Annotated in this window: 19 protein-coding genes; 15 read left to right on the plus strand and 4 right to left on the minus strand. The window is 32.6% G+C overall.

The features are described from left to right. Nucleotides 1-2: 2 nt before the first annotated feature. Nucleotides 3-539 carry a 5-formyltetrahydrofolate cyclo-ligase gene (locus ACOX6R_RS01145; protein ID WP_433446371.1) on the plus strand — a complete coding sequence of 179 codons (537 nt, stop codon included), beginning with the start codon at nt 3-5 and terminating at the stop codon, nt 537-539. Between the two features lie 51 nt (nt 540-590). Here the strand turns inward: ACOX6R_RS01145 and ACOX6R_RS01150 are convergent, their stop codons facing one another. Further along, entirely contained in the window at nt 591-1,223 is a 633-nt protein-coding gene (locus tag ACOX6R_RS01150; protein WP_433446373.1) for a helix-turn-helix transcriptional regulator, read from the minus strand. 111 nt (nt 1,224-1,334) lie between these two features. On the opposite strand from ACOX6R_RS01150, the gene ACOX6R_RS01155 reads away from it, so the two are divergent. Both ACOX6R_RS01155 and ACOX6R_RS01160 read left to right on the plus strand, forming a co-directional pair. Beyond that, nucleotides 1,335-1,760: a flavodoxin gene (locus ACOX6R_RS01155; protein ID WP_433446375.1), complete on the plus strand. Its 426-nt coding sequence runs from the start codon at nt 1,335-1,337 to the stop codon at nt 1,758-1,760. Next, on the plus strand, nt 1,735-2,337 hold the full coding sequence (locus ACOX6R_RS01160) for a DUF3793 family protein (protein ID WP_433446377.1): 603 nt from the start codon (nt 1,735-1,737) through the stop codon (nt 2,335-2,337). The genes ACOX6R_RS01155 and ACOX6R_RS01160 overlap by 26 nt, the downstream gene beginning before the upstream one ends. An 85-nt stretch (nt 2,338-2,422) precedes the next feature. Here the strand turns inward: ACOX6R_RS01160 and ACOX6R_RS01165 are convergent, their stop codons facing one another. Next, on the minus strand, nt 2,423-3,955 hold the full coding sequence (locus ACOX6R_RS01165) for an oleate hydratase (RefSeq protein WP_433446379.1): 1,533 nt from the start codon (nt 3,953-3,955) through the stop codon (nt 2,423-2,425). A 102-nt stretch (nt 3,956-4,057) separates the two neighbouring features. Here ACOX6R_RS01165 and ACOX6R_RS01170 point away from each other — a divergent pair, with 102 nt between their 5' ends. The 12 genes from ACOX6R_RS01170 (at nt 4,058) to ACOX6R_RS01225 (ending at nt 18,164) form a co-directional block, all read left to right on the plus strand. Next, nucleotides 4,058-6,949, plus strand: coding sequence for an insulinase family protein (locus ACOX6R_RS01170; protein WP_433446381.1), 2,892 nt, complete (start codon nt 4,058-4,060; stop codon nt 6,947-6,949). A 116-nt stretch (nt 6,950-7,065) separates the two neighbouring features. Continuing rightward, nucleotides 7,066-7,851, plus strand: coding sequence for an inositol monophosphatase family protein (locus ACOX6R_RS01175; RefSeq protein WP_433446383.1), 786 nt, complete (start codon nt 7,066-7,068; stop codon nt 7,849-7,851). Nucleotides 7,852-7,926: 75 nt separating this feature from the next. Then, on the plus strand, nt 7,927-8,826 hold the full coding sequence (locus ACOX6R_RS01180; protein WP_433446385.1) for a phosphatase: 900 nt from the start codon (nt 7,927-7,929) through the stop codon (nt 8,824-8,826). Next, nucleotides 8,827-10,950, plus strand: a complete 2,124-nt coding sequence (gene ppk1 / locus ACOX6R_RS01185) for a polyphosphate kinase 1 (RefSeq protein WP_433446387.1) — start codon at nt 8,827-8,829, stop codon at nt 10,948-10,950. A 268-nt stretch (nt 10,951-11,218) separates the two neighbouring features. After that, nucleotides 11,219-11,899: a phosphoribosylaminoimidazolesuccinocarboxamide synthase gene (locus ACOX6R_RS01190; protein WP_433446389.1), complete on the plus strand. Its 681-nt coding sequence runs from the start codon at nt 11,219-11,221 to the stop codon at nt 11,897-11,899. 12 nt (nt 11,900-11,911) lie between these two features. Continuing rightward, nucleotides 11,912-12,388 (plus strand): 5-(carboxyamino)imidazole ribonucleotide mutase, encoded by a 477-nt coding sequence (gene purE / locus ACOX6R_RS01195; RefSeq protein WP_433446391.1) that lies wholly within the window; start codon nt 11,912-11,914, stop codon nt 12,386-12,388. Nucleotides 12,389-12,405: 17 nt separating this feature from the next. Beyond that, on the plus strand, nt 12,406-13,437 hold the full coding sequence (gene purM, locus ACOX6R_RS01200) for a phosphoribosylformylglycinamidine cyclo-ligase (protein ID WP_433446393.1): 1,032 nt from the start codon (nt 12,406-12,408) through the stop codon (nt 13,435-13,437). Continuing rightward, complete coding sequence (purN, locus tag ACOX6R_RS01205) at nt 13,397-14,017, plus strand: phosphoribosylglycinamide formyltransferase (RefSeq protein WP_433446395.1); 621 nt, start codon at nt 13,397-13,399, stop codon at nt 14,015-14,017. The genes purM and purN overlap by 41 nt, the downstream gene beginning before the upstream one ends. Nucleotide 14,018: 1 nt before the next feature. After that, a complete protein-coding gene (purH, locus tag ACOX6R_RS01210; protein WP_433446397.1) occupies nt 14,019-15,530 on the plus strand; it encodes a bifunctional phosphoribosylaminoimidazolecarboxamide formyltransferase/IMP cyclohydrolase in 1,512 nt (503 codons plus the stop codon). A 9-nt stretch (nt 15,531-15,539) separates the two neighbouring features. Beyond that, nucleotides 15,540-16,787: a phosphoribosylamine--glycine ligase gene (gene purD, locus ACOX6R_RS01215; RefSeq protein ID WP_433446399.1), complete on the plus strand. Its 1,248-nt coding sequence runs from the start codon at nt 15,540-15,542 to the stop codon at nt 16,785-16,787. Between the two features lie 155 nt (nt 16,788-16,942). Then, nucleotides 16,943-17,362 (plus strand): acyl-CoA thioesterase, encoded by a 420-nt coding sequence (locus ACOX6R_RS01220; protein WP_433446401.1) that lies wholly within the window; start codon nt 16,943-16,945, stop codon nt 17,360-17,362. 145 nt (nt 17,363-17,507) lie between these two features. Then, nucleotides 17,508-18,164 (plus strand): YoaK family protein, encoded by a 657-nt coding sequence (locus ACOX6R_RS01225; protein WP_433446403.1) that lies wholly within the window; start codon nt 17,508-17,510, stop codon nt 18,162-18,164. Nucleotides 18,165-18,202: 38 nt separating this feature from the next. Here ACOX6R_RS01225 and ACOX6R_RS01230 read toward each other — a convergent pair whose 3' ends face one another. Together ACOX6R_RS01230 and ACOX6R_RS01235 are read right to left on the minus strand one after the other, a co-directional pair. Further along, nucleotides 18,203-19,096, minus strand: coding sequence for a bacteriophage abortive infection AbiH family protein (locus tag ACOX6R_RS01230; RefSeq protein WP_433446405.1), 894 nt, complete (start codon nt 19,094-19,096; stop codon nt 18,203-18,205). A 170-nt stretch (nt 19,097-19,266) separates the two neighbouring features. Next, the gene (locus tag ACOX6R_RS01235) at nt 19,267-21,270 is read right to left on the minus strand and encodes a C69 family dipeptidase (RefSeq protein ID WP_433446407.1); all 2,004 of its coding nucleotides are present in this window, start codon (nt 21,268-21,270) and stop codon (nt 19,267-19,269) included. Nucleotides 21,271-21,314 lie beyond the last annotated feature (44 nt).

A 21,314-nucleotide genomic window follows, 5' to 3' on the forward strand; every position in this document is an offset into this window, starting at 1 on the left:
CAATGGATAAAAAAGTTTTGAGAAAAGAATATTTTAAAAAGAGAGCTAATATAGAAGATAGGCAGGAGAAGAGCGATACAATAAAAAATAGATTGAGAGATCTTGATATTTATAAAAATGCAGAGTCTGTATTTATCTTCATATCTTTTAAATCTGAAGTGAACACTCACGAAATGATTAAGATGATAAAAGAAGACGGAAAGAGATTATTGGTTCCTCTAGTTAAAGGCGACGAGATGATTGCAACAGAAATTGACGGCATAGAAGATTTAAGAGAAAATCACATGGGAATTTTGGAACCAAAGGATGGAGAGGCAGCGGATAAGATTGACCTTACAATTACACCAGGCCTTGCCTTTGATAAAGACGGATATAGACTTGGATACGGCGGGGGATATTACGATAAGTTCTTTGCAAAAAATGAGACTACTTCTCTTGCAATTGGCTTTGACGAACAAAGAACTGATTATGTTCCACACGAAGATTACGACAAAAAAGTTGATTATCTCTTGACCGATAAAAACTTTATCAAATTTTAAAATTTTATATTAAAACAAAAATCCTCCAACACTAATGTGTGGAGGAATTTTTTATTGTTTAGAAAATTCTAATCTGTACTCTCTTGGCGTTAAGCCAGTATATTTTTTAAAAGTCATTGAAAAGTGCGGTTGTGATGAAAACCCGCAGGCAAAAGAAATGTACTCGAGAGTCTTTTTATTTTCCTTTAAAAGATTTTTTGCCATATTTGTCCTCAAAGTGTTTAGATATTGACAAAATGTAAATCCAGTCTCTTCTTTAAACAGTGAACAGAGATAATTTTTTGATACGTGAAGAGTTTCTGAAACATCTTTTAAATTTATATCCCTGTTAAAATTATCATTAATTATTTTTATCGCTTCATCAACAATTTCATTGTCACTAAAAGAAATTTTTTCAAGAAGTGTTTCAGAGTAGGATTTAATAATATTTTCCGCTAAGCTTTCTAAGCTCTTGATATCTTTAACATTTTCTAAGATTAAAGAAAATTCTTTGTGTAAGTCAACTAAATCTTTGTTATATGTAATCAAAAAATATGTATATAGGAATGAGTTAAGATCTGCAATGTGTTTTTTAAATTTTAAAAAATTTTTTGAGTCGTCTTTGGTGTAGTGTTTAAAAACTTCGCTTGCCCTCTTTACTGAGTCGGGCCTTGAGAGTTGTGCTAAATTTAAATAGTTAGTCATCTATTCCTCCTTAGTTTGTTATTAAAAAAATTATATTAATTTATATAACAATGTTTTTGTGATTAAGGATATTATATAGTAAATGATAAAAAATATCAATTGGAGGTTATTATGAATAAAATAAATATTATTTACTGGTCAGGAACAGGCAACACTGAAAAAATGGCCGAGGCAATTAAAAAAGGAATTGAAGAAGCAGGTGGTGAAGCAAAATTATTAAAAGTATCAGATGCAAATATTTCTGATGTAGAGGAAGTAGATAAAATAATTTTTGGATGTCCAGCAATGGGTCAAGAAGAATTAGAAGAAATGGAAATGAGACCATTTATGGACGAGGCAAATAAAAAGCTATCAGGCAAAAAGGTGGCGCTCTTTGGTTCTTATGAATGGGCCGATGGAGAATGGATGAAAACTTGGGAGGAGGAAGTTGAAGATACAGGAGCCACTATTGTGGACACATTAATAGCTTATGACTCTCCTAATGAAGACGCCCTTAAAGAATGTGAAAGTCTTGGAAAAGATATGGCAAGAGCATAAAGATAATTATAAAAATAATGTATTAAAATTTTATAGATACATTGATGAACTAGAAGATTTAGAATATTTGACACATTTAATTGGATTCCATTCGGCACCCACCGTAAGTAGAATTAAAGTTGGATCTCTTGTAAACATAAAAAATTCAAAAAGAAATTTAATTAATACTTGGAATGAAAATAAAATAAATATTGCAAAGTTTTTCAAAATAAAATTTGTAGAATTAAAGAAAGATGACAACTCCTATCTAATATATTTTTATGACGAAGATAGACTTTTAAAAAGAATTAGAAGTGAAGAAATTTCTCTGTACTTATCTCTTGTGGGATATGAGAAAAAAGGAAGCATTGATTCATATATAAAAAAGCTAAAGGAGAATTTTGAAATATTAGTACCCCCAGAAGTTGGAATTTTTCTTGATTACCCTCTCTTAGATGTAATTGACTTTATGAAAGATTCAAAAAAATGTAAATATTGTGGCTACTGGAAGTGCTACAACGATGTTAAAGGTGCCAAAGATAGATGTAGTATTTATGACATAACAAAAATGGAATATATTGCCAAACTAATAAATTAATAAAAACAACCTTATAAGATTACCCTCAAAAAATAGACGAAAAAATGCCCTAAACTTAGTGCTCTAAGAATAGGGCAGCATTCGTCTATTTTGTTTTTAAAATTTTATCCAAAAATTCTTTTACATCTGCCTTGTCTGGTTCATCTTCGATGATGTCAATGTGGTCAATACCCATCATCTCGTGTGCAATGTAGAGTCCTTGTTTTACTAGTTTTTCTACAGAATAATTTGTTCCAAAATATTTATTCATTGAAGAGATATAGGCAAGGTTTGATATTTCGTCTGATAAAAATCCTTCGTCACTTCCAATGCCATTTCTATAATCTGGAAGTAGAGTGATGTAGACAGATTTTAAACTCATCCTAAGCTCGCCGTAACTGTCGTCTAAGTTAAAAGTTTTGACAAGCTCAAAGAAGAAGTCCTCTCCATTAAGTGCGTCAAAATTATTTCCAATAAAAATTGAGCTCCTGTTTGGATTTAAAACTTTAACTATTACATCATTTCCTCTTAATTTTACAGATATGCCAGTTTTAAGTTTTAATATGAATGTATCCTTGTTTGGATATCTTTCTCTAATTTTTCTTGCGAAGTGATCATTTACAAAAGAAAGCTTTACATAGATTATTGAATTTTCTGGCGCGTTTCCAGAAATTTTTCCCTTGTAGTGAGTGTCCTTTTCTTTTAAAATTGAACTTTCGTGTACAATCTCAGGAATTTTATTTAAATCCCCAAGTGAGATTTTGTCGATGTATGTTGGTGCTTCTGCTGAAACTATGTCTGTCTTTTCAACATATTGCTCGACTATCTGACTGTTGTTTACAAATAGAATTTTATCTACTGCGCCGTCTTTAATCTCAAGCTTTACAAACTCGTGCCCTTCAATTATGTTTACTCCCTTATCTTTTAAATAATTTTCAAAGTCTCTGTGAAATGTAACTGTTCTAACGTCAAAAGAGTCTGTTGAAGGATAAATGCTTAAGATTGCTTCTCTAAGTTCAGACACAAGAGATGTCCTTCTCAAATTAAATAGTGTGGCAAGTAAATAGTATAAACTTGAGTCCACAAAATCTGTGAAATAAAAATATTTTTCAATAGTTTCGTTCTCATCAAAAGATTTAGGTTTTAGGAGCAACTTTTTGATTTTAAACTTTGTGTTTTCACTGACAACGAATATATCCCTGTAGACATGTGAGTTTAAATCTATTATTTCTATATTGTCGGGGTTGTCTATTTTATTTTTTAAATTTTCTAATTCTTCATCAGAGAGAATTTCTTTTAAAATTTCATAAGTATTTGCAAAGTTTGAAAAAATATATCTATCATCGAAAGTTTTATAATTAGGCATTCCTGTTTTGTCGTTAATCGGCAAAAATTCATTGTATTTCTTTTTATAAATTGTAATATTTTCACCAGGCAAGTTTGCGTGATTAATAAGTCCGTATGCAAGAGATAAATTTCCGATTCCATTACCGATTAAATAAGCTTTGGTATTTTCGTCGCGATCAGGCGATATGAGTTTTGGTTTTTCTTTTTCGTCGCTTATCTTTTTACCAATAGCTACTGCAGTCGTAATGGTAGCAGCAATTGCAACTTTTTTTAAACTGTCTTTTTTTGACATATTATTACCTCCTACTTTTTTTTACCCCAAAATATAACTATTAAGCGCGATAAAATTGTGAAAAATCACTTTACCAAGTATAATGTATAGAGGAGTGATGATATGAAAAATTATGAATTAATTGAAGAAAAATATATAGATGAAGTCTCCTCAGACTGTAAAGTCTACACTCACAACAAGACGGGAGCAAAAATTTTAACTCTATCAAATAGTGATAAGAATAAAGCTTTTGGAATTGGATTTAGAACTCCACCAGTAAAGGGCAATGGAGTTTGTCACATTGTTGAACACTGTGTTTTATCTGGTTCTAGAAAATACAAAACTAAAGAGCCGTTTATGGATTTAATAAAGTCAAGCCAACAAACTTTTTTAAATGCCATGACTTTTCCAGACAAGACAATTTATCCAATTTCAAGTAGAAACAAAAAAGATTTCTACAACTTGATGGATGTATATTTAGATGCAGTATTTTATCCAATGATTCACGAAGAAGAAAAAATATTTCTTCAAGAGGGTTGGCATTATGAAATCAATAGCCGCGACGATGATTTAAAATATAACGGCGTTGTATATAACGAGATGAAGGGAGTTTACTCTTCGGCAGAAAATATTGTTGCCGATGCTCTTACCTTTAATCTTCACGAGAATTCAAGCTACGGAGTTGACTCAGGAGGAGATCCAGCTTTAATTCCAACACTTTCCTACGAAGAGTTTAAAGATTATCACAAAAAATATTACCATCCAACTAATTCATATATTTATTTATATGGCGACATGGATATGGAAGAGGCACTAAAATATATTGACGAAAATTATTTAGATAATTTTGAGAAGATTGATCTAAATTCAGAAATTATTTTAAATGAAGAATTTGATAAAGAAAAAGATGTAGAGATAACTTTTTCTGCATCAAAAGAAGAAGCTACAGAAAACTCTGACTTTTTGGCACGTGGATGGACTATTGGATATCAAACTTCTAAGATGGACATTTTCATGCGAGACTTTTTATCTTCAATTCTAATTGAATCTGAATCTGCACCACTAAAGAGGGCAATTTTAGATGCCGAGATTGGTGAAGATGTTTATACAGAGACATCAACATCTCTTCCTCTTGATTTTTCAATTGTAGTAAAAAATACAAGTGCAGACAAAAAAGAAGAATTTTTAAATTTAATCGATGAGAAGTTGAGAGAATTAGTAGAAAACGGAATCGACAGAGACCTAATAGAGGCCACATTAAATAGATACGAATTTGTATTTAGAGAAGGCGGAGGCAATCAAAAGGCAATAATTTATTATATAAGAGCACTTAACACTTGGCTATATGATAAATCACCTCTCGATTCACTATACTATATCGATGTTTTAAATGAAGTGCGAGAAAGAATAGACGACAACTTTGTAGAAAAATACATTGAAGAAAAACTTTTAAACAATAAATATGCAGTAAATGTTGTTGCAAGACCAGAAATCGACAAAAATGAAAAGCAAGACGAAAAAGTAAGAGAAGAACTTGCAAAAATTAAAGAGTCACTTTCTGAAGAAGAACTTGACGAAATGATAGAAAAAAGCAAGGCGCTTTTAAAATATCAAATGGAAGAAGATTCTCTTGAAGCGAAAAAGACTATTCCAACTCTTGAACTTTCTGATATTGACAGGGACATCACAGAATATAAAGTAGTTCACGATGAGATTGACGGAGTAAAATATTTAAAATCAATAGAGGACACAAATAAAATTGTCTACACAAATATCTGTCACGATATAGGATTTTTAAATGAAGATGAAATTGAAAAAATGTCGCTCTTAACAACACTGCTATCTCTTCTCGATACAAAGAATTATTCTTATGAAGAACTTAACAATGAAATTTACAAGAGCACTGGTGGAATTTATTTTGCGCCAACAGTGTATGTTGACTCAAAAGATAATAAAAAATATTCTGTAAAATTAAGTATCAAGATGAAGTCACTTGCAGAAAATGTGTCAAAGGGACTAGAAATAATAGATGAAATTATAGAAAACACAATACTCGATTCTAAGAAGAGAATAAAAGAACTTCTATATATAATGAAGTCAAGAATTGAGTCTGGACTTCTTTCCAATGGACACCAAGTAGTAATATCAATTGTAAAATCCTATTTTTCAGAAGCATCAGCTTATCAGTCTCACATAAGCGGAATGGATTATTATGAATTTTTAAAAGATTTAGTTGAAAACTTCGACGAGAGATGGGACGAACTGTTAAAGAGTTTCAATTCTCTTTACCAAAAATTATTTAACAGAGAAAACTTGATAATTTCTGTAACTGGAGAAGAGGAAGACTTAGAAAGTATTAAAGATGACTTTAGAGAATATATTGACACTTTAAACACTGAAACAGTTACTCCTGGAAATTTCAACTTCAAAGATACAAATAAAAATGAAGGATACTACATGACTTCAAATGTTGTATATGTTTCTAAGGGATATGATCTAACTAAGCTTGGACAAAAATATGTGGGAGATTTGACAGTTCTTTCAAATATTTTAAATTCAAGTTTCTTACACAACGAAATAAGAGCAAAGGGCGGAGCTTATGGAGGAGGAATTACAATTCCAAGAACAGCTACACTTGCGACTTATTCATATAGAGACCCTAATTTAAAAAATACTGTGGAAGTTTATGATAAAATTGGAGAATTCGTAAAGAATTTAAATATTTCTGATGAGGATCTTAAAGACTTTATCATCGGTTCAATGAATACTTTTGATCCACTTCTATCTCCAGAACAAATTGGAGATTTAAACTTGGCAAGATACATCACAAACTTAACTAGTAGTGATGTCAAAAAATCAAAAGAAGAGGCACTTAATACGAATCTAGAAAAGTTAAGAGCCTTTGGAGAAGTAATCGATAAAGCCATGAAGAAAAATTATCTTGCAGTAATCGGCAGCGAATCAAAAATAAGAGAGAACGAAGAATTATTTAAAGAAATCAAATCAATAAAATAGTAATCACACGCCACTTGTTGGCGTGTTTTTTCGTTAGTAAAAGGTTTTATAATCTTTAATTGGAGTATAAATATTAGTAGAAATATTTTTTAAGTTTATTTACGGATGGAGGAATTATGACAGAAATTAATTATGATGATGTTTTGTCCATCATGGAGAAAGAGATGAGGAATGCTTCTAAAATATTTTTTGAAGAAGAGCCTCATAAAAATTTCAAAATGAAGGGCAAAAACGATTATGTAACTGTAGTAGATTTTAAAGTGCAAGAATACTTAAAGGAAAAACTCCTTAAATTAATAGACACATCAACACTTCTAGCTGAAGAAGATGGCTTCGACAAAACAGATTTTTCAAAATACACTTGGATTTTGGATCCCGTTGATGGAACGACAAATTTATTTCACGGGCTAAACCATTCAGTGATAAGTCTTGCTTTTATGGAAGATGAAAAAATAGTAATCGGTGCAATTTATGATCCATTCACAGACGAATTTTTTAAAGCAATTAAGAATAAAGGTGCATATTTAAATGGAAAAAAGATTTCTGTTTCAGATGTGGATGACTTCAACAAAGCTCTAATAGGAGTGGGCACGGGAGGTTCAAGATTAAATAGGACTGATGAAACTTTTGATATGCTTAGATTTATTTTTGAAAATACTGCAGGAGTAAGAAGAATTGGTTCAGCGGCTCTTGAGATTGTATATGTTGCATGTGGAAGGTATGACGGGTTTATTGAAGATGGTCTAAACCTTTGGGACTATGCAGCAGCAAAACTCATAGCGGAAGAAGCAGGTGGAGTTGTTTTTGACATGCACGGTGAAGAAATAAATACTCAGAGAAAGGGTGGAATCATCTGCGGCAACAAAGTTGTGACAGGTGAGCTTAGAAGATTTATTTATTAAATCTTACACATTCTATTCATAAATTTTACAAAGATTTTACATTAACAAGTTAATATCATTTGGAGGAGTAATTACATGAGACATTCGATAGTAGATATTGGTTCAAACACCATTAGGCTAATAGTATTTGAAGTGGAAAATAATGACATAAATTCTGCCACAAAAATATTAAATAAAAAGTACACAGAAGGGCTTATCACACATGTTTATGATAGAGAACTTACAAGTAAAGGAATAAAAAAGTTAAAGAAGACTTTATCCAGCATCCAAACTGTAGTAAATGAGTTGGATTCGCAAACTTTTTCACCTTTTGCAACAGCTTCTCTTAGAAATTTATCTAATGAAGATGAAGTTTTAAAAGAAATAAAGGACGAACTTGGAATAGATATTGACGTCCTATCTCAAGTTGACGAAGCAAAGATAGGTAATATTGGAATAATGTCCGCAATGGATGTAAATGACGGGCTCACTATAGATATTGGTGGTGCCAGTACAGAGATAGTTTCCTTTAATGATAAAAAACCCACAGATATTTTAAACTTAGAGCTAGGTTCGCTTTTACTTTTCAATGAACATGTGGGCTATATTATGCCGACAAAAAAAGAAATGAAAGCCATAGAAAAAACTGTAAAGAGAAATTTAGTTCTTGGAAATCATGATATAAATACGAAAAATCTAATTGGGATTGGAGGAACTATAAGAACTGCAGGAAAGGTTATGGCAGAGCTTTGGACTGATGACAACAAGCACTTTACTCTAGATGATTTAGACAATTTAATTGGAAGAATAAAAGATAAAGATTCAGAAACTGCAAGAGCTATGGTAAGAGCAAACCCATCAAGACTTCACACATTGATTCCTGGGATTATCATATTAAAAGTAGTTATGGAGAAATTAAAAATTGATTCAATCGATGTTTCAGAAAGAGGACTGCGAGAAGGATATTTAATTTATAAAGTGTTAGGAGCAAATTAAATGGCAAAAGATTATTTTCAAAATAGGGAAATTTCTTGGCTGAGATTTAACGAAAGAGTTCTACTTGAAGCTATGGAAGATCACGTTCCAGCTTTTGAGAAGTTAAAATTTGTAAGCATCTTTGTGTCAAACTTAGACGAATTTTTTATGGTAAGAATTGGATCACTTCACGATCTATCAATGCTTAAAAAAGATGTTTTGGACAACAAGACAGGGATGAACGCCACAGAACAAATAGATGCAGTGCTTACAATGCTGCCAGATATTTACAAGGAAAAAGATGATATTTACGAATCCGTATCGAAAGAACTTAAAAAATATAATATTAGACAGCTAAAAATTGAAGAATTAAACGAGAAGCAAAAGAAAGAAGCTCGCGATTTTTATTTTTCAAAAATCGATCAGCTTGTTTCGCCGCAAATTGTTGACATTAATCATCCTTTTCCATTTTTGGAAAATAACAAATTATATGTTTTTGCCCACTTAGAAAGAGATGGAGAAAAAGTCTTTGGAATAGTTCCTGTAAGATTTACTTATCCAACTCACTTGGTTTTGACAGGTGATCACTTGGATTATATCTTGATGGAAGACATTATATTAGAACAGACAGAAAATATTTTTAAAGACTATAAAGTTTTATCCAAAAATGTAATAAAAGTTACAAGAAACACAGACTTTACTGATGATAGGGATACATGGGAAGAATTCGACGATTATCAAGAATACATGAAGAGGATTTTGAAGAAGAGAAAGAGACTCGATGTAGTGAGGCTCGAAACTTTTGGAGAACTTTCAAACGAATCTTTAAAATTCTTACTTAAGAAGTTAACTCTAGATAAAAAAGCTTACTTCCCACTAAAATCTCCACTGAATATGGGATATGTTTTTGATTTAGTTGACGAGATACCAAAGGCGATTAAGAAAAATATACTATATAAAGACTTAGAACAGTACAATCCATCAGATGATATGGATAGCGTAATAAAGAGTGTCAAGGAAAAGGACTTGCTTTTATCTTATCCATACGAAAGCATGGACACTTTTTTAGAACTTTTAAAAGAAGCGGCAGTTGATCCAGAATGTAAGTCAATAAAGATTACAATCTATAGGCTCGCCAAAAATTCTCAAGTGGTAAAATATTTGTGCCAAGCTGCTCAAAATGGAAAAGAAGTTACAGTCTTTATGGAACTAAAGGCGAGGTTTGACGAAGAGTCTAACATAAATTATGCAAATATACTTTATGAAGAGGGCTGCAATATTATTTACGGCTTCTCAGAATATAAAGTTCACTCAAAGATTTGTCTAATCACTTTTAGAAATCCAAAAAACGGCGACCTATACTACATTACACAAATTGGAACAGGAAATTACAACGAAAAGACTGCAAAACTTTATACAGATTTTTCACTAATAACAGCAAATGATGAAATCGGACTTGATGCAACAGACTTCTTTAAGAACATGTCGATTGGAAATTTAAACGGAAAGTACATGCATCTGTTCCAATCTCCAACTTCACTTAAGACAGGATTTTTGGAACATATGGAAGCTGAGATAGAAAAGGGAGAAGACGGATATATATTCTGCAAATTCAACTCTCTTACAGACAAGGATTTTATTGAAAAAATAGTAGAAGCGTCAAAGAAGGGTGTAAAGGTCGATTTAATTGTAAGGGGAATAACTTGTCTTGTGCCAAAAAATGAAATGCGAGATAAAATTACAATTAGATCAATTGTAGGAAGATTTTTGGAACATCCAAGAGTTTATATCTTTGGACATGAAAATCCTAAAATTTATATTTCTTCTGCAGACCTCATGACGAGAAACACAGAGAAGAGAGTGGAGATTGCCGTTCCAATCTTAGACGAAGATATAAAGAAAAAAGTTCTTGATTATATGAATAACCAACTTAGAGATAATGTTGGTGGAAGAATCATTGGAAAAGACGGCGAGTATGAAAAAATAACTGAGGGAAGTAGATTTGCTTCGCAAGATTATTTCTTAAAAGAAGCTGAAGAAAAGAGAAAACAAAAAATATTTAGAGAGATAAAAGAAGAAGTTACAGAGAAAAAGGAAAAGAAAGAAAACATCTTTGAAAAACTTCTACACATATTTAAAAAGTAGGTTTTAAATTTTCTAAAATCAATAAGATAAAATTGCACTTCAAGTCATAAAAGTGATTGACAAAGAAATGATATATTGATAAGATTTTATTGAAAGAAAGTTGCTCAGATACATGAGCGAAAGTGTGCCTAGGGATCCATGCTTTTGCAAAGGACCAAGCGGCGCGGATACTTTTTAAGTATTACACCTAAGGGACAAAAGCCCAGAGGGGTAGGTTTCGCACACCTGCCTCTCTGGGCTTATTTTTTGGAATATTTAGGGGGAAAATATGGAAATAATTTACAAAGGAAAAACTAAGAACGTACTTCAAGAAAATGGAAAAACTTATTTAAAGTTTAAAGACGACATGACTGGAACTGATGGAGTATTTGATACTGGCGGAAACGAAGTTGCTGGCAGCATTGAAGGTGCAGGACATGAATGCTTGAAGGTTTCAAAATTTTTCTTTGAAAAAATAATGGATAAGGGAATTAAAACTCACTATGTTTCAGCAGACTTAGACGAAAACCTTATGGAAGTTGAAAAAGCTGTTCCATTTGGAAAAGGTCTAGAAGTTATCACAAGATTTAAAGCTGTTGGATCATTTATGAGAAGATATGGCCTATATGCTAAAGAAGGTCAAGAACTTCCTCTTTATACAGAAATTACTCTAAAAGATGATGAACATGATGACCCACTTATCACAAAAGAAGGTCTTGTTGCATTAAACATTTTAACTGCTGAAGAGTATGACAAAATTGTAGAACTTAACAAAAAAATCTCACAAATTATTAAAGATATCTTAGCAGAATATGGACTAGAACTTTACGATATTAAGTTAGAATATGGTAAACTTGAAGGTTCAGATGAAATTGTTTTAATCGACGAAGTAAGTGGTGGAAACATGAGAGCTTATAAAGACGGAAAATACGTTGAACCACTTGAAGTTTCAAAATACCTTGGAATTTAATTGGAGGATAAAATGAGAGTTTCAATTATTATGGGATCTATCTCTGATAGAGAAGTTGCAGATAAAGTAGTAAAAAAATTAATGGATTTTGGCATTTCCTATGATGCTAAAGTTATTTCAGCTCACAGAGCTCATCAAGAACTAATGGATTATGTTAAAGAAGCAGAAAAAGAAACTGCAGTATTTATTTCCATAGCTGGAAAGGCAGCTCACCTAGGCGGAGTTATTGCTGCTCTAACTACAAGACCTGTAATTGGAATACCTGTTAAAAGTTCAACTCTTGATGGACTAGATGCTCTACTTTCTACTGTTCAAATGCCAAGTGGAGTTCCAGTTGCAACTGTTGCAATTAATGGAGCAGAAAATGCGGCGATTTTAGCTGTAGAAATGATGGCAATTTCTGATGATAGTCTAAAAGAAAAACTTAATGACTTCAGAAAAGAAATGGAAGAAAAAATTAAAAATACAGAATATAAATACGAAGGTTAATCCATAAGGAGTTGTAAATGGCAATAAATTATAAAGATGCTGGCGTAGATGTTGATGCTGGTCAAAGAGAAGTAGATTTAATTAAAGATATAGTTAAGAAGACTCAGTCTAAAAATGTTCTTTCATCACTTGGCGGATTTTCTGGCCTATTTGATTTAGGTTTAGAAGATGTAAAAAATCCAGTCCTTGTAAGTGGAACAGATGGCGTTGGAACAAAAGTTATACTAGCTCACATGCTAGATAAACACGACACAATTGGTATCGACTGCGTTGCAATGTGTGCCAATGACATTTTGTGTCAAGGTGCAAAGCCACTTTTCTTCTTAGACTACATTGCAACAGGAAAACTTGTGCCAGAGAAGATGGCAAAAATTGTTGAAGGTGTTGCAGAAGGATGTATTCAAAGCTGTGCTTCACTAATTGGTGGAGAAACTGCAGAGATGCCTGGAGTTTACCAAGAAGAACAATACGACCTTGCAGGTTTTTGTGTTGGAGTTGTCGACAAGGACAAAATAATAGATGGCTCTACTATTTCTAAAGGAGATATTATTTACGGACTATCTTCTAATGGAATCCACTCAAATGGTTATTCACTTGTTAGAAAAATTGTATTTGATGTGGCAAAACTTGACCTAAATAAGAAGTACGATGGACTAGATGTGACTCTTGGCGAAGAACTACTAAAACCTACAAGAATTTATGTAAAAGAAATCCTTGAACTTTTAAAAGAAGTTGACATAAAGGGCATGAGCCATATCACTGGCGGTGGATTCTATGAAAATATTCCTAGAATGATTCCTGATGGTCTTTGTGCTGAAGTTGATGCTACAGTTGTAGATACACCAGCGATTTTTAAGCTTCTAAAAGAATGGGCAAGCTTAAAAGACGAAGACATGTATGGTACTTTTAACATGGGAGTTGGATTTGTTTTTGTAGTAAGTCCTGAAGATAAAGAAAAAGTAGAGAAGTTTTTCGAAAAAACTGATCTAAAATTATATGAACTTGGACATGTTAAATCTGGAGACGAAAAAATTGAGCTTACAATCTAAAAATATTGCCGTTTTAATTTCTGGAGGCGGAACTAATCTACAAGCACTTATAGATAATGAAAAAGACTTTAATGGAAAGATTAAAATAGTCATTTCAAACAAAAAAGATGCCTATGGATTAGTGCGCGCAAAAAACAACAACATTGATACCTTTGTAATAAGAGACAACGAAGTTTTATTAAAGACTTTAAAAGAAAATAATATAGATTTAATAGTTTTGGCAGGATATTTAAAAATTCTGCCAAAATCTATAATTAGAGAATTTGAAAATAAAATAATAAACATTCATCCTTCGCTAATTCCAGCATTTTGTGGAGATGGATTTTACGGAATGAGAGTCCACGAAGCTGTTATTAATAAGGGTGTAAAGTATTCTGGCGCAACGACACATTTTGTAAATGAATTTGCAGACGAAGGGCCAATAATAATGCAAAAAGCTCTTGAAGTTTTAGATAGCGATGCAGAAGAGCTTCAAAAGAGAGTCTTAGAAATCGAGCATGATATACTTGTTCAGTCTGTAAAATATTTTTGTGACGATAAATTAAAAGTTGTTAATGGAAAAGTTATGATTGGAGAATAAAATGAGAGCTTTAATTTCAGTTTTTGACAAAACAGGAATTGTAGAATTTGCAAAAAAACTTGCAAATAAAAATTGGGAAATTATTTCAACTGGTGGCACATATAGATTGTTAAAAGAAAATGGCATAGATGTAATTTCTGTAGATGAAGTGACAAACTTCCCAGAAATTTTGGACGGAAGAGTAAAGACTCTAAATCCAAAAATCCATGGCGGAATTCTTGCAAGAAGAGACGACGAAAACCACATAAAAACTTTAAAGGAGCAAGAAATTACTCCAATAGACATGGTAGTAAATAATCTTTATCCTTTTGAAGAAGAACTTAAGAAAAATTCAGATCACAACACTATGATTGAAAACATAGACATCGGCGGTCCATCTATGATTAGAGCTGCGGCAAAAAATTATAAGGATGTATATATAGTTACTGATCCGCGTGATTATGATAAAGTTTTAGAAAATCTTGAAATGGAAAGTATAGATTTTAGACAGTACTTAGCTAGAAAAGCATTCTCATACACTGCTAATTATGATTCACTCATTTCAAATTACTTTAACGAAATCGCTGAAGTTGCGTTTCCTGAATACCTAAATAAAAGTTATAAGCTAGTAGAAGAATTAAGATATGGCGAAAATCCTCACCAAAGAGCAGCTTTCTATGAAGATAGCGACATAAAAAATTATGTAAAGTATGAAAAGTTGCACGGAAAGCAAATATCTTTTAACAACTTAAATGACATGTATGGCGCAATCAATGCAGTGATAAACTTTACAGATCCAGCTGCAATTGCTGTAAAGCACACTAATCCTTGCGGAATAGGTACAGCTAAGACATTAAAAGAAGCTTTTAAAAAGGCCTATGAATGCGACGACGAATCTATTTTTGGCGGAATAATCGCACTTAATAGAGAAGTTGATGTTGAGACTGCAAAGATGCTTTCAGAAATATTTTTGGAAATTGTAGTTGCTCCTGGATTTTCACAAGAGGCTTTTGAAATATTAACAAAGAAGAAAAATATAAGATTAATAGAAATTAAAGACTTCGACGATTTATATGATCGCCCTATGAGATACAAACAAGTTCTTAACGGAATAATAATTCAAGAAGATGACGATGTAATTTGGAATGAAAATGCTCTTGATTTTGTGACAGACAGAAAACCAACTGAAGAAGAACTTGAAGAACTTAAATTTGCATTTACTGCAGTTAAATCATCAGCATCTAACTCAGTTGTAATTGCAAAAGACGGCGGCACTCTTGCCATTGGACAAGGCGAAACAAAGAGATCTTGGGCAGTGGAAGAGGCAATTGAAAGAGCTGGAGAAAAGGCAAAGGGAGCAGCATTTGCATCTGATGGATTTTTCTTTAGAGATACAATAGAACTTTTACACAAAGCAGGTATTGAAGTGATTGTACAACCTGGCGGTTCTGTAAAAGATAAAGAAGTTATTGAATATGCTAATGAAAATAATATGTGTGTTGTTTTCACAAATATAAGGCATTTTAGACACTAGGAGGATAATTTGAAAGTACTTGTAATTGGAAATGGCGGAAGAGAGCATGCACTTGCTTGGAAATTAAATGAGAGTCCGTCTGTGGATAAAATTTATGTTGCAAAGGGAAATGGCGGAACTAGTTCTTTTTGTGAAAATGTAGACATTGACCCATCAGATATAGAAGGCTTAGTAGAATTTGCTTTAAAAGAAGAAATAGACTTTACTGTAGTTGGACCAGAAGATCCACTATGTGGTGGAATAGTCGACGTATTTAGAGACAAGGGACTTAAAATTTTTGGACCGAACAAAGAATGTGCACAGTTTGAAAAGTCTAAAGAGTTCACAAAAATTTTCTTGGAAAAATACAACATTCCTACAGCAAGATATTTGAGCTTTACTGATTATGAAAAAGCTGTAGATAGCTTAGATGAGTTTAGCTATCCATTAGTTGTAAAAGCTGATGGACTTTGCCTTGGAAAGGGCGTAATAATTAGCCAAAATAGAGACGAGGCAGTGGAAGCTCTTAATCAAATATTTAATGAAAGAGTATTTGGACAAGAGGGCGACAAAGTTGTAATCGAAGAATTTTTGACAGGTGAAGAGGCATCTCTTCTTTGCCTAGTTTCAAACAACAAACTTTATCCGCTTGAGAGGGCAAAGGACCACAAACAAATTTTTGACGGCGACAAGGGACCAAATACTGGCGGAGTTGGAACATACTCTCCAGTTAAAGCGACAGATAAACTTGTAAAAAGCTTAAGAGAGGTTTGTGACAAAATTGAAGAAGGTCTTGATAAAGAAGGACTAAATTATTCAGGAATTCTTTTCATCGGATTTATGATTGAAGATGATGAGCCAAAAGTTTTAGAATTTAACGTTCGCTTTGGTGATCCAGAAACTGAAGTGCTCATGCCAAGACTAGACTGCGATTTATTTTTACTTTTAAATAAAACAGTTGATGGAGATTTAAAAGCAGAAGACATCAAGTGGAAGGATGACTATTGTCTTACTGTAATAATGTGTTCTGGAGGATATCCTGGATCATACGAAAAGGGAAAAGTTATAACAGGACTTGACGACACAGATAAAGATTTAATAATTTTCCACAATGGAACTAAGCTTCGTGACGGAGATCTTTTGACAAATGGCGGAAGAGTTTTATCAATTACAGCAATGGGAGATGACCTACAAGAAGCTCGCGAAAAAGCATATGAGAACGCAGCAAAAATTCACTTCGACGGAGCATATTATAGAAAAGACATTGGCACAAAATAAAACCTTGAACTCAGTTTAAATTTTACTAAAAATAATAAAATTTTTATAAAAAACCCTCTTTACGTAAAAGTAGAGAGGGAATTTTTATATTAGTAAGTCTTAAACTTTAGCCTCAGGGTATCTATCAATTGATTAGACCTAATTAGGGGGATTTTATGAAGAAAGAAAAATTTGAAACCTACCGCTTTGTTAAAGGTGAAGATTTAAATCATCACAAGACTTTATTTGCAGGACGTGCAGCAGAGTGGTTTGTTGAGACGGGACTCATGGCAACTTCTTTTTATATTCCAGCAAAAAATATTGTAATGGTAAATATTAATCAAATGAGCTTTTATAAGCCAATTGAACTTGGAGATATAATTCAATGCACGTCTTTAGTTGTATACGCAGGTCGCACAAGCTTTATAGTTTATGTAAAATTTGAAGTAGAAGAAGAGATGCGCGTCGAAGGTTTTATTTCATATGTAAATGTTGATGAAAATGGTAAATCAAAGCCTCACAATATAGAACTAGATTTAGAAACAGACGAAATTAAAAAGTTAAATGAGAGGGCAAAGAAATTTTTAGATAAATAGAAGTGATATTAAAATATTTTCGGTTTAAAATTTGTTGTAAATAGTAAAGATTATTGTAAGCTTAAAAATTTTTTTAAAACAAAGTGCGACTTACTCAATTTGAAAATTTGATTTTTAAGTATTATTATATATTGGGTGAAGAAATTTGAAATTAGAAAAATACGAAAACTTGCACGAGACTTTTCCTGTTGTTTTGTTTTTAACTCTTGCGGGAGGATTTCAAGATGCCTATTCATATCACATGAGGGGCAATGTTTTTGCAAATGCGCAAACGGGAAATATTGTGCTCTTATTTAAGAATATAGTGGACTTTAACTTGAGCGAAATGATTAAATACTTGGTGCCACTTTTTGCCTTTGTGCTTGGCGTTTACATAGCATCGAGATATGAAGATTATCACAAGTTAAATAAATTGAAATGGCGCCAGATAATTTTAATTTTTGAAATTATATTTATGATAGTGGTTTCTTTTGTTCCAAGCAGTCACAACAATATTGCCAATGCGATTCTTTCCTTTGTATGCGCAATGCAGGTCTATTCTTTTAAAAAGATTTATGGGCTTAATTTTGCCACTACAATGTGCATAGGAAACCTTAGAAGTGCCACAGAAAATTTGGCGAAGTATCACATAACAAATGATGATAAATATCTTTCTGCTTCAAAAAAATATTATGCAGTGATTTTAATTTTTGGAATTGGGGCGGGATTTGGATATTATTTTTCAAATATCTTTGGACTAAACTCAATTTTAATTGCTGCACTCTCACTTTGTGTTGCATTATTTATAATGTTTTTTGGTTAAAATAAGATCTAAGTTCTATTTTTTAGAATTTAGGTCTTTTAAAATTTAAAAAGGTTATAAGAAGGAAGGTCTAAATCTATAATGAAATCTTCTGCGCGGCTCAAATCTTTTTTGTCGTGAAAGGAAATATTCCAATTGCAATTTGCTGATACGCTATTCTTTATTTCATAGAAGTAGTCGTAGTCAGTTTTTGAAAGTGAGTGGCCGTATATGCTAACTTCTTTTATATCTGATAGAGATGTAAAAAACTTTTCGTTATTTTTTATTATTGTCAAGCTGTCCTTATATGTTTTTTCGTAATATGAATTGATTATATTTTGTGCAGTGCTTATTGTAGAGTTTTTGTATTTATTGTAGGGAATAATTTCTTTACTTTTGTTATCGACTGCAGGTAGGGAGTTTTTTGTAATTTTTTCTATTTCGTGGTGACCTAGTATCAAGTCATCGCTTCGTTTTGCTTTGCCGTGGATATAAAGGATCTGCTTAGGCGATATGTCGTAGCACTTTTCGAGAGTATCTGTATAGTTAAAGCTTAGATAAACTGAATTTTTATCAAAGCTTTCTTTAGGAAGAACTGCGTCCACCTCTGTATTTATTTCGCGAATCCATTCTCTTAAATATATGGGCATGTGTTCTGCAAAGGATAGAGAACTTTCGAGTTCTTTGTCAAAATTATTTTTTACAACTTCCATTTCAGATAAATCATTTTGTAAAACTTCAAGCTCTCTTTCTTCATAAAACTTTTCGTCGTTAAATTTTGCCAGAGCCGTCTCAAGCGAATGAAACATTTCTTTTTTGGGCAAAAATTTGCATATTTTGTCGAAATGGTCTCTATATTTTGGAACTATTAACTTTTCAAAAAAATCAGAATATTTTGTGTCCAGACCATGTGCAAGATCAAATCCGTTGCCGATTATGACTAGTTTATTCAATCTAATCTTAACTCCTTTAATGTATAAATTTACATCCAATCTTTTCCACAAATAATCTAACATTTGTTTGTTAAAGCTCAATCTTTAAGTTGTAAAAATTTTATAAATTAAAAGAGGGCAAAGTAAAAAGACCTAAAGCATTGTGAGCCTTAGGTCTTTTAGTTTATTTATTATTTGGAAATATTGTGAATAATTTGAGCTACTTCTGCACGAGTTAAGTTGTTCTTTGGTTCAAATTTATTATCAGGTGTTCCTTTAACAAATTCTTTTTCTGTTAGATAAGCAACAGAATCTTTTGCCCAATCAGAAACTTTGTCTGCGTCTTTAAAAGTTAACTCAGCTTTCTTTACTTCTGTGTTATCTTTTAATTTTAGACATTGTGTCAAGATGTAAGCCATTTCTTCTCTAGTTAAGTCTTCGCCAGCGATAGCTTTTGCACTTTCAGGAAGAAGTTTATTTTCAACTGCCCAGTTCATGTATTCAGTGTAGTATTTTCCACTTTCAATATTTTCGTCTTTTACTTCAGAATATTTAGCTTTGTCAACTTCAGAAATTCTTCCAAGAATTGTTACAAATTCACCGCGAGTGATTGTTTTATTTGGAGAGAATTTTAAGTCGTCAGTTCCTACCATGTAACCTTTGTTAATAGTTTCGATTATAGGTTTTCTTGCCCAGTGATCGATTAGGTCAGCTTTAGAAACTTTAGATAGATCTTTTTGAAGACCTTGTTCAAATTCAAATGCAGCTTTTTCCATTTCTAATGTTTTCTTAGTTGAAAATTCTGCTGCTTTATCTTTATCTTGTGCGTAAAGTTCAAGCCATTCTTTTTCGATTTCAGGAAGTTTTGCCATTAAGCCTTCTTCAAATTCTACAACTTTTGCACGAGTAGAATCTCCTAAATCTTCTCTGTCTCCAGAAACTAAATCATTAACAGATGAAGCTACCCAGTAATATGAATTTGCATCATATGTTGGAGCGTCATTTTTAAATTCAGCTGAGCTGTCGTTTATGTCAGCAAAAATTGGAATCCAAGGAATATTAAGTGGGCTTCCAAGAGTCATCCACATGATTCCAGGAGCTTCTTTTGGATATCCTTCTTTAGTTTGGAAGATGTGAGCTTGCATTGTGTTTATACTTCCAATAGGTCTCTTATATTTGTCTGGGTTTGCGTTTCTTTCTGCTTTGTTGTCAGATGGAACGTAGTCAGTTCCTTCAAATCTATTTCTAAATAGGTTTAGAGCGTCTTTGATGTCGATTTTTTCGCTGCCTTCAGATAGGTCGTTTAGTAGTGGGAATCTGTCAGCATCGTAAGGAATAGTTGAATTAGGATCTAAATCGTGAATTCCAGACCAAACTCTTGAACGGTTTGTGTCGCGAAGTTCTTTAGGGTTGTAAGATGCTGCTAAGTCAATTAGTCCATCTTTAGTTTCAACATAAGTTTTTGCGTCTTTTGCAACTTTAACTACATCTTTAGATGCAATTACATTTTCTTTATCGTTTAAGTCAACTCCACCAAGCCAGAAAGCGTTAGGGAATACTGAGAATTTGTCAGCAGGGTATTTGATAGCAACATATTGGTGTCCAGAATAAATTTCCATATACCAAACTTCGTCTTGATCTCCAAATACAACAACATCTCCCATAGATGCGCCTTGTTTATCGATTGTGCTTGCTAAAAGTTCTACGGCACCTCTTGCACTGCGAGCGTGAGCTAATATGAAAGTAGTCATACTTGCTTCGTTAACTCCTGTTGGAACATAAGGGTCAACTTTTGCGATTTCGTCGTTGCAGTCAGCAGAAACTGTACAGAAGATTCCTACTCCGGCTTCGTTGTAACCAGCTGCGTCATAAACACCTTGTTCCATATCTTTAGGTTTTTTAGAAGAGTCTGGAGTTGAGAAGAATTTTAAAGAATCTTCTTGGTGTATGTATTCAAATCCATTGTTTACGTCTACAAGTTTGTCGCCCTTTTTGATTTCTCCACGTGGGTGAGTAACAAGTCTCATAGTTCTGTTTCTTTCGTAGTCTTCAGTTCTTCCGTAAATGAAAGAGCCATCAGTTGTTAAGTCTTTACCTACTATAACACCTGTGCAGGCAAAAGCAGGTTGAGCCATTGCTAGAAGCATTGTGGAAACAAGTCCTGCAACTAACAATTTTTTTGTTTTAAGTTTCATAAAGTCCTCCTATAAAAATTTTTAAACTTTGACTATAAAATGGT

It is taken from the genome of Peptoniphilus sp., from assembly GCF_050943655.1.
Classification (GTDB): domain Bacteria; phylum Bacillota; class Clostridia; order Tissierellales; family Peptoniphilaceae; genus Peptoniphilus_A.

What these genes read in the sequence shown, in the direction of transcription:
- ACOX6R_RS01165 (WP_433446379.1), bottom strand. Translation starts at nt 3,955, where the DNA reads ATGTCAAAAAAAGACAGTTTAAAAAAAGTTGCAATTGCTGCTACCATT.
- purH (WP_433446397.1), top strand. Translation starts at nt 14,019, where the DNA reads ATGAGAGCTTTAATTTCAGTTTTTGACAAAACAGGAATTGTAGAATTT.
- ACOX6R_RS01220 (WP_433446401.1), top strand. Translation starts at nt 16,943, where the DNA reads ATGAAGAAAGAAAAATTTGAAACCTACCGCTTTGTTAAAGGTGAAGAT.
- ACOX6R_RS01150 (WP_433446373.1), bottom strand. Translation starts at nt 1,223, where the DNA reads ATGACTAACTATTTAAATTTAGCACAACTCTCAAGGCCCGACTCAGTA.
- ACOX6R_RS01145 (WP_433446371.1), top strand. Translation starts at nt 3, where the DNA reads ATGGATAAAAAAGTTTTGAGAAAAGAATATTTTAAAAAGAGAGCTAAT.
- ACOX6R_RS01190 (WP_433446389.1), top strand. Translation starts at nt 11,219, where the DNA reads ATGGAAATAATTTACAAAGGAAAAACTAAGAACGTACTTCAAGAAAAT.
- ACOX6R_RS01235 (WP_433446407.1), bottom strand. Translation starts at nt 21,270, where the DNA reads ATGAAACTTAAAACAAAAAAATTGTTAGTTGCAGGACTTGTTTCCACA.
- ACOX6R_RS01175 (WP_433446383.1), top strand. Translation starts at nt 7,066, where the DNA reads ATGACAGAAATTAATTATGATGATGTTTTGTCCATCATGGAGAAAGAG.
- ppk1 (WP_433446387.1), top strand. Translation starts at nt 8,827, where the DNA reads ATGGCAAAAGATTATTTTCAAAATAGGGAAATTTCTTGGCTGAGATTT.
- purE (WP_433446391.1), top strand. Translation starts at nt 11,912, where the DNA reads ATGAGAGTTTCAATTATTATGGGATCTATCTCTGATAGAGAAGTTGCA.
- purN (WP_433446395.1), top strand. Translation starts at nt 13,397, where the DNA reads ATGTTAAATCTGGAGACGAAAAAATTGAGCTTACAATCTAAAAATATT.
- ACOX6R_RS01170 (WP_433446381.1), top strand. Translation starts at nt 4,058, where the DNA reads ATGAAAAATTATGAATTAATTGAAGAAAAATATATAGATGAAGTCTCC.
- purM (WP_433446393.1), top strand. Translation starts at nt 12,406, where the DNA reads ATGGCAATAAATTATAAAGATGCTGGCGTAGATGTTGATGCTGGTCAA.
- ACOX6R_RS01155 (WP_433446375.1), top strand. Translation starts at nt 1,335, where the DNA reads ATGAATAAAATAAATATTATTTACTGGTCAGGAACAGGCAACACTGAA.
- ACOX6R_RS01180 (WP_433446385.1), top strand. Translation starts at nt 7,927, where the DNA reads ATGAGACATTCGATAGTAGATATTGGTTCAAACACCATTAGGCTAATA.